The sequence below is a fragment of the Halosimplex marinum genome (genome assembly GCF_051414075.1).
Lineage (GTDB): Archaea > Halobacteriota > Halobacteria > Halobacteriales > Haloarculaceae > Halosimplex > Halosimplex marinum.
This window is the reverse complement of sequence record NZ_JBLKNY010000007.1, coordinates 235,820-247,421: the sequence shown is the minus strand read 5'-3', so window position 1 is coordinate 247,421 and position 11,602 is coordinate 235,820. Positions and strand designations below refer to the sequence as shown.

Genomic DNA, 11,602 nt, shown 5'->3' with positions numbered 1-11,602 from the left:
CATTGTCTTTGAGTCGGTGTTTACTCCTATGGGCGGCGGTTGTTTTTCGACCTCGGCTGTACATGGTTGAAAATTACTCGTCACTTCCTAAGTAATCTAACCACAAAGTGAAAGTGAAACTGAGTCACTGGTACCGAGATAACATCCAATAGTGCCGGCTATTCATTTAGACACTACCGAAGTGGTCATACTTCTGTTCTGTCGTAGCTAACCGAGAGTGCCGCAGTCGGTTCCTGACGTTGTAGAAGGTGTATCCGGCGTGGGAATAGAGCATCCGGTAGGCGACGCTGTGGCGGAGCGTGTGCGCCGTCACGTCACCGCTCTCGCCGCGGCCGGTGAAGGTGTGCGGTCGCACTCCGGGCGAGTCGCGAGCCGCTTCACAACATCGTTGATGGCCTTGCAGTCATCCGCTCACCCTTCTGACTTGGGAACAGCACCGGGCTGTCGTCGTCGCGAGTCGAGAGGAATGACCAGACAGTTCGAAGCGTCTACCCTCTGGATACTATCGCAGAGTTTGGGGACTCGTCGAAAAAGCGGCAGAGACGGCCGCTTTCCTTATATATCGGATGGGTTCGGGCGGATTTGAACCACCGGTCTCGGCCTTGTAAAGGCCGCGTCATAACCAACTAGACCACGAACCCTCGCCACGATTTTCCGCCCGGGTGGGAATAACCCTTTCTCTCTCGGTCGAACCCGCAGGCTTACGCCGACGGCGACCATTCGACCGACCATGGTCGACAGTCGGGTCGTCTGGGGGTTCGGGGTCTGTCTCCTGCTGCTGATCGGGGGCGTCTACGCGGTCCAGTCCGGCCTGCTCTACCAGTTGGACCCGCCGGACCCGGACGACTACGAGCGAGTGACGGTCACGGCCTACGACGAGAACGGGGCCGAACTCGCGACGGTCGAGGCCCGCGTCGCGGACACCGACCCCAAGCGCTACCTCGGTCTCAGCAACACCTCCGACCTGGCGATGGGCGAGGGGATGCTGTTCGTCCACGAGGAAGCCGAGAATCACGGGTACGTGATGCGTGACATGGCGTTCCCGCTCGATATCGTCTTCGTCGGCGCCGACGAACGCGTCACGACGATCCACCACGCAGCGGTCCCGGAGGACAGCTACGAGAAGACCTATCGCGGCCGCGGGAAGTGGGTGCTGGAGGTGCCCCGCGGGTGGGTCAACCGGACGGGCGTCGAGGTGGGGGACCGGATCGCCGTCCCCGACGCGGCGCACGACGTGAGCGGGTGAGCCGACGAACGGGGTGGCTCCCGCCGAGCGAGTGTTTCGATACGGGAACGTCTCTCACGGCTTCGACGCGCTTTAGGAACCTCGTCCCCTGAGCGTATCCGATGAGTGTAGACCTCGACGAGGAGGAGGTCTTCGACGACGTGCGCGACCGGGTCGACCGGCCGATGCGCCGGCTGTTCGCGGAGTACGGCCGCGACAACGTCCCGCAGTTCGTCGTCGGGCTGTTCAGCAGCGTCTTCGCTCGCGTGCTGGACCTCCTCCCCCCGCTTCTGTTGACACTGGCGATCGACGCGATCTTCCGAGACACGACTTCCTTCAGCCTCCCGCTGGTCCCCGACGCGTGGCTCCCGACGGAGGCGACGGCCCAGATCTGGGTGACCGTCGGGCTCATCGGCGCGGCGTTCACGGTCGGCGCGGCGTTCCACTGGACGCGCAACTGGGGGTGGAACTCCTTCGCCCAGAACATCCAGCACGACGTCCGGACCGACACCTACGACAAGATGCAGCGGCTCAACATGGAGTTCTTCTCGGACAAGCAGACCGGCGAGCTGATGTCGATCCTCTCGAACGACGTGAACCGGCTGGAGCGGTTCCTCAACGACGGGATGAACTCCTTCTTCCGGCTGTCGGTGATGGTGGTCGCCATCGCGGCGATCCTCCTCTACTGGAACTGGCAGCTCGCGCTGGTGACGCTGGTGATCGTCCCGATGATCGCATTCTTCACCTACAAGTTCGTCCAGACGATCCAGCCCCAGTACGCGGAGGTCCGGTCGTCAGTCGGCCAGCTCAACTCGCGGCTGGAGAACAACCTCGGCGGCGTGCAGGTCATCAAGACGGCCAACACCGAGAGCTTCGAGTCCGACCGCGTCGAGGACGTCTCCGAGGACTACTTCGACGCCAACTGGGCGGCGATCAACACGCGGATCAAGTTCTTCCCGGGCCTCCGGCTGCTGTCGGGCGTCGGCTTCGTCGCGACGTTCCTGATCGGCGGGATCTGGGTGGTGTCCTACCAGACGACCGGCACCGCCCCGTGGTTCTTCACGGGCGCGCTGACCGAGGGGCAGTTCGTCGGGTTCATCCTGCTCTCTCAGCGGTTCATCTGGCCGATGGCGCAGTTCGGGCAGATCATCAACATGTACCAGCGGGCCTACGCCTCCAGCGAGCGGATCTTCGGCCTGATGGACACGCCGAGCCGGATCGTCGAGGACCCCGACGCCGAGGAACTGGTCGTCGAGGACGGCCACGTCGAGTTCGACGACGTGTCCTTCGGCTACGACGACAGCGAGGACATCGTCGACGACATCTCCTTCGACGTGGAGGGCGGCGAGACGGTCGCGCTGGTCGGCCCCACGGGCGCGGGGAAGTCGACGGTGATGAAGCTGCTCCTGCGGATGTACGACGTGGACGAGGGCGCCATCCGCATCGACGGGGAGGACCTGCGCGAGGTGACGATCCCGAGCCTGCGGCGGGCGCTGGGCTACGTCAGCCAGGAGACGTTCCTGTTCTACGGGACCGTCGAGGAGAACATCGAGTACGGCAGCTTCGACGCCGACCGCGAGGACATCGTCGAGGCGGCGAAGATGGCCGAGGCCCACCAGTTCATCGGGAACCTCCCGGAGGGCTACGACACGAAGGTCGGCGAGCGCGGCGTGAAGCTGTCGGGCGGCCAGCGCCAGCGGATCGCGCTGGCCCGGGCGATCCTCAAGGACCCGGACATCCTCGTGCTCGACGAGGCGACCTCGGACGTGGACACGGAGACGGAGATGCTGATCCAGCGGTCGCTGGACAAGCTGACCGCCGACCGGACGACCTTCGCCATCGCCCACCGGCTGTCGACGATCAAGGACGCGGACAAGATCGTCGTGCTGGAGGACGGCGCGATCGTCGAGCGGGGCACTCACGAGGACCTTCTGGAAGCGGACGGCCTCTACGCGAAGCTCTGGGCCGTCCAGGCCGGCGAGATCGACGAACTGCCCGAGGAGTTCGTCGAGCGGGCGGCGCGGCGCCGCTCGCAGGTCGAGGCCGACGCAGAGGCCGAAGCGGGCGACGACGACTGATACGGATTATTGCAAGCGTTTCCCGGGTCGACCGCACGACTGCGTGCGGTCGATCCCGGAATGACTTGCAATAATCCGTATGACCCGCGGCCGGTTCGGGGCGACGGTCCGGCGGGTGGCCTCTGGGTCGTCCGCCGGGTCCCGGCACCGGGACGCCCGTCGCGGGGTCGACCGGGCGGTCGCAGGCGGGAAGCTTTTTGCGTTCGGACGTGGCACCGTCGGGTATGAAGGTCCTCCTGGGCATGGGCGGGAGTCCGGACGGGTTCGACGCGCTCGACGAGACGCTGTCCCGCGCCCGCGAGGCGGGCGACGACCTGACGGTGGCCGTCCTCGACACGTCGGAGGACTACGACGTCGACGACGTGGAGTCGCGGATCCGCGACCGCGTAGCGGAGGCCGACATCGACGCCGAGGTGACCCAGCTCCCGGGCCACCCCGGCAGTCAGCTCTCGCAGTACGCCGAGCGCGAGGAGTTCGACCGCATCGTCATCGGGGGCGGCCAGCGCAGCCCGATGGGAAAGATCGAACTCGGCGAGGTCGCCGAGTTCGTCCTGCTGAACGCCGACACGACGGTGACTCTCGTTCGATGACCGGACGCACCTACCCCGACGAGACGGCCGACTCGTTCCCGCGACCCCCGGTCTCGTTCACCGACGGGGACGGTCGAGAGATCCGCATCGAGGAGAGCGGCGTCGACGACTTCGAGCGGCTGGTCGAGATGTACGACGCGTTCGACCCCGCCGACCGCGCCCAGGGCATCCCGCCGGTCAAGGAGGAGGCCGTCCGCGAGTGGCTCGACACGCTCCTCTCGGAGGAGTCGGTCAACGTCGTCGCCGTCCACGACGGCTCGCCGGTCGGCCACGCGATCCTCGTCCCCGACAGCGAGGAGGCCTACGAACTCGCCGTGTTCGTCCTCCACGACTACCAGAGCGCCGGTATCGGGACCAAGCTGCTGGAGGCGTTGCTTGGGGCCGGGCAGGCGGCCGGCATCGGGAAGGTCTGGCTCACCGTCGAGCGCTGGAACGAGCCGGCCATCGCGCTGTACGAGAAGCTCGGCTTCGAGACGAGCAACGCCGAGAGTTTCGAGCTGGAGATGGCGATCCGGCTGTCCTGAGCGGCGCCGCCGCGGTCGTCAGCCGACCGCGCGCTACACGGAGAGGACCGGCTGGCTGGCGTACTCGACGACGTACTGCGCGGACTTGCCGAGCGTCTCGTCGGGTTCGGTCCCGTGTTCCCGTGGGACGACGACGAAGTCCGCGGGGAGCTCCTCGGCCACGTCGAGGATGGCGCTGCCGGGGTGCTGGCGGAGCCGCGACCGCGAGAAGCCGACGACCGTCGAGTGGGTGACCGACACGTCGTCGGCGTACTCCGCGGCGTCGTCGGCGAACGACACCTGCTCGTCGGCGACCGCCTCGGGGTCGACCTCGCCGGTCTCGATCCCCCGTTTGACCGGCTCGTCGATCACGTGCAGCACGTGGACCGCGGCGTCGTATCGGTCTGCGATCGCGAGCCCGTAGCGGACCGCCCGTTCGGCCTGGTCCGTCGCGTCGACCGGCACGAGGACCTGCTCGATGTCCAGCGTCATTGTCTCCGGGTCGGTGGGGCGAGGGGAAAAAGTCACCGGGGTCGGGCCGTCGCGGCGGCACCGCCGCCGGAGCGAGGCGGCATCCGGGCGGCGAGGCGGCGATCCGGGCAGCGTCGCCCCGTCAGGGATGGCGTGGTTTATATCACTGGGCGCGGATCACTCGACCATGTTCGATACGGTGGTCATCGCGACCGACGGCTCCGACAGCGCCTCGCGGGCCGTCGACGTGGCGCTGGACGTCGCGGGGAAGTTCGGGGCCGAGGTCCACGCGCTGTACGTGGTCGACAGGGGGGACGTGGCGGCGTCGCCGGACGAACTCAGGAAGGAACTCGTCGACGCGCTGGAGGCAACAGCCGAGGAGGCGCTCGACGACGTGCGCGAGCGCACCGACGGGTCGGTCGAGACGGCCGTCCGCAACGGCCGCCCGGGCACCGAGATCACCAACTACGCCGAGGAGGTCGACGCCGACGCGGTCGCGCTGGGCACCCGCGGCCGCCACGGCGACCACGGGTTCGTCCTCGGCAGCGTCGCCGAGGCGGTCGTCCGCCGCTGTGACCGCCCCGTCCTCACCGTCCGCCAGCTCGACGAGGGCGAAGTCGCACCGGGCGAGGCCTGATACGGATTATTGCAAGACATTCCGGGATCGACCGCACGACTGCGTGCGGTCGACCCGGGAAACGCTTGCAATAATCCGTATGAGCGACCGACTTCGGAGGGCGTCGCCGCGGGCGGCGGGGCGGTCCGTGCTCGCGGGGGGCAGTCCGTGCTCGCGGGGGGCAGTCCGTGCTCGCGGGGGGCAGTCCGTGCTCGCGGGGGACTCCGACCGAGGACGGTGGGGTTCGCAACCGGGGGCTTGATACCCTCGCGGGCGCTCTCGGGCGTATGGACGACCGGATCATCGACGGCGACCGGCTCCCGCTCGAACGGACGTCGGTCCTGCCGGGCGAGGGCTTCTTCTACCCCGATTCGCTGCGCGAGACGAAAAAAGAGAGCGAGGCCGTCGAGGCGCTGTCGGGCGCCGAGACGGTCGTGATCGCGGACACCGACGCCGACGGTCTCGGTTGCGTCGCGCTCGTCCGCGAGGTCCACGGCGACGACGCCGCCCTGGTCCCCTCGGGGCCCCACGAACTCCGACAGAGCATCGAGTGGGCCGTCGAGTACGCCCCCCACGACGCGGTCGTCTTCATCTGCGACCTCTGTCCCGACAGCGAGGGCGACATCGCGGGGATCGAGGCGCTGGCCGAGCGGACGACGGTCCGCTGGTTCGACCACCACCAGTGGGACGACGACCTCGCGGCCGCCGTCGAGGCCGCCGGCGTGGACCTGACCGTCGGCGACTCCGACGAGGTCTGCACGACCGACGTGGCCCTGGCCGAACTCGACTACGGCTTCCCGGAGAAGTTCGAGGCGCTCGCGCGAGTCACCCGGGACCACGACCTGTGGATCAAGGAGGACGAGCGCAGCGACGACCTGGCCGACTACGCGATGTGGGCCGAGCCGGAGGAGTACGTCCGGGTGATCCGTCGCTACGGCGTCGACTTCCCCGAGGCCGTCGAACAGTTCCTCGAAGAGGAGCGCGTCGAGAAAGAGGCCCTGATAGAGAAGGCCGTCGAGCGCGGGGAACTCCGGGAGGTCGGCGAGTGGACCGTCGGCGTCACCTACGGCCGCTGCTCGCAAAACGAGGTCGCGGAAGCGATGCGCCGGGAGGGCGCCGACGCCTCCGTCATCGTCAAGCCCGCGGGAAGCGCCTCGATCCGCGGCTCGGAGGGCTTCGAGCGCGCCCACGAGGTCGCCGAGCAGGTCAACGGCGGCGGCCACCCCCGAGCTGCGGGGTGCAAGCCCGACATCTACGACGACATGCTCGACTACGCCCACCACTGGACGACCCGCGGCGCGGTCGCGAAACAGGCCATCCTCGACGCCTTCCGCGCGCTCCCGCCCGAGGACGAGGAAGGCGTCGACACCGAGCGGTAAGTTCAGCGCAGTTCTCTCACGTTCTCCCGGAGTCGCTCGGCCCGCGCCTCGCGCGCGGACTCGTCCGCGCCGCCCCACCAGGCGTCGAACCACCGGCACTCGACCAGCCACGTGGCCGCGAGGTAGAACGACTGTCGGCGTTCGGACGCCGCGTCGCGCTCGAACCCGTCCGCTCTGCCTTCCTCGTACGCGTCGACGAACGCCTCGCGAACGCGCTCCCGGTCGGCCGAACCGACGGGCGCCCGCCCGGAGAACTCGCGGACGGCCCAGGCCAGTTCGTATCGGGGGTCACCGGCCTGCGCCGCGCCCCAGTCGAGGACGGCGGTGAGATCGCCCGTGTCGGGGTCGGCGAGCAGGTTCCCGGGCCGGTAGTCGCCGTGCAGGAGCGCGGCGTCGGCCGCGAGGTCGAGTTCGGCGAACCGGTCGTCGGCGTACTCCCGGAGCGGCTCCTCCAGGCCCGCGAAGCGCGTACCGGCCAGCCCGTCGAGCGAGTCGTCGACGATGTCGCGCAGCCTGTCGGGCCACGTCGCTCGACCGTCACGCACGGCCGGACCGCCGTCCCGGGAGACCAGGTCGCCGAACGCGTCGAACGACCGCAGGTCGTGGACCCGGGCGAGGAGCCGACCCGACTCGCGGAGAAGTCGCTCCGCGGCGGCCTCCCGACCGCCGACGGCGACCCCGAGCGGCGGCTCGCCGGGGAGTCGCCCCATCAGGAACGCGGGGCCGGGAAGTCCGTCCCGGGAGCGATAGGTGCCGTAGACCTCCGGGACGGGGATGTCCGTCTCCCGCCCGACGAGTTCGAGCAGGTCGACTTCGACGAGGAACCGTTCCGGGGAGCGACCGTCGACCGGGCCGTCGCTCCGGAAGCACTTCAGCACGGCCTCGCGCCGCCGGTCGCGCGCGTCACGAACCGTGACGCCGTACACGATATCGCTGCCGGCCGGCATCGGCTCGGCGTCGAGGACGGTCCAGCCCGCGCGGAGGGCGGCGACGGCGGCCGCGACCTGGTCGTCCGGGAGCGGATCGCGGGGGCCGTACTTCGGGTCGGTCATCGCGGCGCGGACGCCCTACTTCTCGCCGGCGAGCCACTTCTCGGAGTAGGCGGTGCCGCAGGTACACTGGACGTAGGCGTGGATCACGTCGCCCTCCTGGTAGAGCCCCTCGACCTCCTCGTTCTGTTCCTCGGCGAAGGCGAAAATGAACCGGGCGTCGTGCGGTCCCTCGGTGTCGTCGCTATCGGGGCAGATCCCGTCGGTGGCGTCGGCGTCGACGGTCCCCTCGTTGGGCATGGCCTGCTTGGCGAACGCCATCGGGTCCAGGTCGGTCGCGCGCTGGAAGGCGCTACGGCCGCTGTCGCCCTCGACGACGAGGACGACCCCGTCGTCGACGCGCTCGCCGTGGCCCGCCAGGGCGTCGATCCCCGAGACGGCGTCGTCGGCGAAGTACATGAACACGTCCTCCGGGCGCTCGCCGGCCAGGAACTCCTCGCGGTCGCTCATGTCCGCCGAGAGTCGTCCGGCGGTGAAAAAGGACGCGCCTCCGACCGCTCGCCGGGGTCCTCCCGGTTCACTCGGGGACGACCGATACCGATTCTCCAAGGAGGTTGATGAGAACCAGCGCACCCGAGGCGAGGGCGAGGAGGACGACGGCGACGGGGTAGGCGGCGTCGACGCCCCGTCCCTGGAAGGTAGCCCAGATCTGGACCGGGAGCGTGCGGGGGTAGTACGCCAGCATGAGCGTCGCGCCGAACTCCCCCGCTGCACGGGCGAACGCGAGCGTGACCCCGGCGAGGATCCCCCGCCGGGCTAGCGGCAGAGTCACGCGCCGGAAGGTTCCCCACTCGGACGCGCCGAGCGTCCGGGCGGCCTCCTCGGCGTCGTCGTCGACGCGCTCGAACGCGCTCCGGGCGGTGAGGACGACGAACGGCGAGGCGACGAACGTCTGGGCGAGGACGACGCCCGCGACGGTCCCGGTGACCTCGACGCCGAGCAGGCCGCCGAGTCCGCCCGACCCGACCGCGCTCAGGAGGACCATCCCGCTGACGACCGGCGGGAGCACGAGCGGGAACGCGACGACGGCGGTGACGAGCGTCCGCCCGCGGAACCGCGCGCGGGCGAGCCAGTAGGCTAGCGGCACGCCGAACAGCGTCGCCAGCGCGGTGCTGACCGACGCCGAGACGAGCGTGTTCCGGGCAGCGCCGACGACGAACGGCGCGTCCAGCGCCGCGAGGACCGCACCGGGTGGCTGGGCGACGAGCAACCACGCGACCGGGACGGTGTAGAGGACGAGCAACAGCCCACCGAGCAGGGGCGCGGCCGTCCCCCACGGCGAGAATTCACGGGCGGTGGACACGCGGGACATCACCACTGTACTCGGGAAACGCCTCGGAGACGGCGAAGCCGTGGTCGTCCAGGTATTCGCCGCCGACGAGCGTCTCGAACGCCTCGGCGACCCGGTCGGCGGCGCGCCGGGCGACGGCGCCGTAGGCGATGGGACCGCCCCGGACGGTCTCGCCGGTCGGGAGGTCGTAGCTCACCGCTCGGTACGCGTCGGCCCGAGCGGGGTCGCTCAGGTCGATCTCGGCGGGGAGGTCGACGTAGTCGTAGCCCCGGTCCTCGGCCATGCTCCGGTAGACGACGGCGGCGTCGAGGTCTCCGGTCTCGAACCGCGAGAGCAGCGAGGTCTCGGGGTAGACGGTCCGCGGGTCGACGAGGGCGTCGCGCAGGCCCGGCCGGTCGTAGTGCTCGCCGGCGAGGTCGAGCGCGAACAGCGTGCGGTAGCCCAGCGGGTCCAGGTCCGGGTCGGTCCGCCCGAGCGTCGCGTCGCCGTCGAGCAGCGGGTCGAACCAGCGGTCCGCCGATCCGACGCGGCGGCCGACCTCGCTGTCGCCGTCGTACGCGACCACGAGCGCGTTCGTCGCGAACGCGGCGTGCCAGTCGGCGGCCAGCGGCCCGTCGAACAGCGCGGTGTCGGCCAGCGCGACGACGGCCGGGTCACGCTTGCCCTCGGCGACGAGTCGCGCGGCCGTCACGGAGCCGTGAGCCTCCACCTGTACCCGTCGATCGACCATCGCGCGCAACCCTTCGGAGAAGGCCAGCTGGAGGCTTCCCGCTGCGAGAACGGACACCGGTCGCCTGCCGGCGTCGACGCCGGCGGCCCCGTTGCCGTCGCCGTCCGCACCGACGATGCTTCCGACGCTCCCGACACAGCCGCCCAGCCCCGCCGACAGCCCGACCGCTCCCGCCGCGCCGAGCCCGGCCAGGAACCCGCGCCGGGTGGCCCCCTCGCCGTCCGCACGGGCGGCGTCGACGGCATCGGCGGGACCGACGGGTCCGCCGTCGGACCGTTGTGTCGGCATAGACATATCGACGTTGTGTCGGTCGAGACATAACGATTTTGGTCGGTGGGGCCGACTCGCCGGTATGGACGCGGGGTTCGAGGCGCACCTGCGGGTCGGCGGGGAGACCTTCGACGAGCGCGACGCGGCGCTGTTGCGCGCGGTGGCCGCGGAGGGGTCGCTCAACGCCGCTGCCTCGGCGCTCGGGCGCTCGTACTCGCGGGCCCACGCCCGGGTCGGCGACCTGGAGGACGCCGCCGGGCCGCTGGTCGAGCGCCGCCGCGGCGGGAGCGAGGGCGGCGGCAGTCGCCTGACCGACGAGGCCCGCGAACTCCTCGCCGAGTTCGACCGCCTGCGGGCCGCGCTCGGTGGGACGGCCGCCACCGAACGGCTCGTCCTCGACGGCCGGGTCACGGAACGGGAGGGCGACCTCGCCACCGTCGAGACCGACGCCGGGACCGTCCGGGCGCTCGCGCTGACCGCCGCCGACGACGTGCGGGTGGCCTTCCGCTCGGACGCGGTGACGCTACACGACCCCGAGAGCGCTCCCGGGGGCGACGAGACGAGCGCGCGCAACCGGTTCCGGGGTCGAGTAACCGATGTCGACCGCGGCGACGGGACGGCGCTGGTCCGTCTCGACGTGGGCGCGGACGACCCGCTGGCGGTGCGAGTCACCGAGACGAGCCTCGAACGGCTCGGTCTGGAGCGGGGCACTGACGTGGTCGCCTCGTTCAAGGCCACCGCGACGCGCGCGACCGCCGCGCCCGGTGCGGGCGTGCGGGACGACCGAGACCGCACGACCGACGAGTAAGGGCGGGGACTCGGCTCAGAGCTCCTTCTCCATCTCGACATGATCGATGCCTGCCTCCTCGAACACGTCGCTGGTCCGTTCGTACCCGAGTCGCTCGTAGAACTCCTCGACGTGGGTCTGGGCGTGCATCGTCAGTCGCTCGATCCCCCGGTCGGCGGCCGTCGCCTCCAGTTTGTCCATCAGGTCGCGGCCGATCCCCTCGCCGCGGCGGTCGGCGAGGACGGCCACGCGCTCGACCTTGCCGACGCCCGGGTCGACCTCCCGGAGCCGCGCCGCGCCGACGGGGTCGTCGTCGACGGCGACGAAGTGGACCGCCTCGTCCTCGTTCCCGTCCATCTCGATGTCCTCCGGGACGCCCTGTTCCTCGACGAAGACCTCCCGCCGGACCGCGAGGGCGGCCTCGCGGTCAGCCTCGCCGTCGGCGACGCGAACGTCGACGCTCATGGGGGACGGAGGGGGCCGGACGGCCCTGAGAATTGCGGTCGCGGCGAGCCGGCGGAGCGAGCCGCACCACTCGTTCGACGGGAGACCGGCCGCCGTCGGCGGAGCCCCGTTGATTTTTTGCCGGTCGCGCACCTATCTCTCGGGTGGT

At 70.1% G+C, this 11,602-nt stretch carries 13 protein-coding genes and 1 tRNA gene; 7 read left to right on the top strand and 7 right to left on the bottom strand.

Annotated elements, in window-relative coordinates; all coding sequences use genetic code 11:
* Window positions 1-567 precede the first annotated feature (567 nt).
* Window positions 568-641: transfer RNA gene (locus ACMGFI_RS19820), tRNA-Val, on the bottom strand.
* 89 nt (window positions 642-730) lie between these two features.
* Between ACMGFI_RS19820 and ACMGFI_RS19815 the strand changes: the two genes are divergently transcribed.
* The 4 genes from ACMGFI_RS19815 (at window position 731) to ACMGFI_RS19800 (ending at window position 4,417) form a co-directional block, all read left to right on the top strand.
* The gene (locus tag ACMGFI_RS19815; protein WP_436911959.1) at window positions 731-1,246 is read left to right on the top strand and encodes a DUF192 domain-containing protein; all 516 of its coding nucleotides are present in this window, start codon (window positions 731-733) and stop codon (window positions 1,244-1,246) included.
* A 101-nt stretch (window positions 1,247-1,347) separates the two neighbouring features.
* Window positions 1,348-3,303 (top strand): ABC transporter ATP-binding protein, encoded by a 1,956-nt coding sequence (locus ACMGFI_RS19810; protein WP_436911957.1) that lies wholly within the window; start codon window positions 1,348-1,350, stop codon window positions 3,301-3,303.
* Between the two features lie 224 nt (window positions 3,304-3,527).
* Window positions 3,528-3,893 (top strand): universal stress protein, encoded by a 366-nt coding sequence (locus tag ACMGFI_RS19805; RefSeq protein ID WP_436911955.1) that lies wholly within the window; start codon window positions 3,528-3,530, stop codon window positions 3,891-3,893.
* Window positions 3,890-4,417 carry a GNAT family N-acetyltransferase gene (locus ACMGFI_RS19800; protein ID WP_436911953.1) on the top strand — a complete coding sequence of 176 codons (528 nt, stop codon included), beginning with the start codon at window positions 3,890-3,892 and terminating at the stop codon, window positions 4,415-4,417. The genes ACMGFI_RS19805 and ACMGFI_RS19800 overlap by 4 nt, the downstream gene beginning before the upstream one ends.
* Window positions 4,418-4,450: 33 nt before the next feature.
* Here the strand turns inward: ACMGFI_RS19800 and ACMGFI_RS19795 are convergent, their stop codons facing one another.
* Complete coding sequence (locus ACMGFI_RS19795; protein WP_436911952.1) at window positions 4,451-4,888, bottom strand: universal stress protein; 438 nt, start codon at window positions 4,886-4,888, stop codon at window positions 4,451-4,453.
* Between the two features lie 166 nt (window positions 4,889-5,054).
* Between ACMGFI_RS19795 and ACMGFI_RS19790 the strand changes: the two genes are divergently transcribed.
* Window positions 5,055-5,504: a universal stress protein gene (locus ACMGFI_RS19790; RefSeq protein WP_436911950.1), complete on the top strand. Its 450-nt coding sequence runs from the start codon at window positions 5,055-5,057 to the stop codon at window positions 5,502-5,504.
* 266 nt (window positions 5,505-5,770) lie between these two features.
* Window positions 5,771-6,862: a DHH family phosphoesterase gene (locus ACMGFI_RS19785; protein ID WP_436911947.1), complete on the top strand. Its 1,092-nt coding sequence runs from the start codon at window positions 5,771-5,773 to the stop codon at window positions 6,860-6,862.
* Between the two features lie 2 nt (window positions 6,863-6,864).
* Here the strand turns inward: ACMGFI_RS19785 and ACMGFI_RS19780 are convergent, their stop codons facing one another.
* The 4 genes from ACMGFI_RS19780 to ACMGFI_RS19765 all read right to left on the bottom strand — a co-directional run bounded on the left by ACMGFI_RS19780 (window position 6,865) and on the right by ACMGFI_RS19765 (window position 10,220).
* Window positions 6,865-7,914 (bottom strand): phosphotransferase family protein, encoded by a 1,050-nt coding sequence (locus ACMGFI_RS19780; protein WP_436911945.1) that lies wholly within the window; start codon window positions 7,912-7,914, stop codon window positions 6,865-6,867.
* Window positions 7,915-7,929: 15 nt separating this feature from the next.
* Window positions 7,930-8,361: a DUF5807 family protein gene (locus ACMGFI_RS19775; RefSeq protein WP_436911943.1), complete on the bottom strand. Its 432-nt coding sequence runs from the start codon at window positions 8,359-8,361 to the stop codon at window positions 7,930-7,932.
* Window positions 8,362-8,428: 67 nt separating this feature from the next.
* A complete protein-coding gene (locus ACMGFI_RS19770) occupies window positions 8,429-9,223 on the bottom strand; it encodes a molybdate ABC transporter permease subunit (protein ID WP_436911942.1) in 795 nt (264 codons plus the stop codon).
* Complete coding sequence (locus tag ACMGFI_RS19765; RefSeq protein ID WP_436911941.1) at window positions 9,198-10,220, bottom strand: extracellular solute-binding protein; 1,023 nt, start codon at window positions 10,218-10,220, stop codon at window positions 9,198-9,200. Before ACMGFI_RS19765 ends, ACMGFI_RS19770 begins: the two co-directional genes overlap by 26 nt.
* Window positions 10,221-10,284: 64 nt before the next feature.
* On the opposite strand from ACMGFI_RS19765, the gene ACMGFI_RS19760 reads away from it, so the two are divergent.
* The gene (locus ACMGFI_RS19760; protein WP_436911939.1) at window positions 10,285-11,010 is read left to right on the top strand and encodes a TOBE domain-containing protein; all 726 of its coding nucleotides are present in this window, start codon (window positions 10,285-10,287) and stop codon (window positions 11,008-11,010) included.
* 15 nt (window positions 11,011-11,025) lie between these two features.
* Here the strand turns inward: ACMGFI_RS19760 and ACMGFI_RS19755 are convergent, their stop codons facing one another.
* Window positions 11,026-11,454, bottom strand: a complete 429-nt coding sequence (locus ACMGFI_RS19755; protein ID WP_436911938.1) for a GNAT family N-acetyltransferase — start codon at window positions 11,452-11,454, stop codon at window positions 11,026-11,028.
* Between the last annotated feature and the right edge of the window lie 148 nt (window positions 11,455-11,602).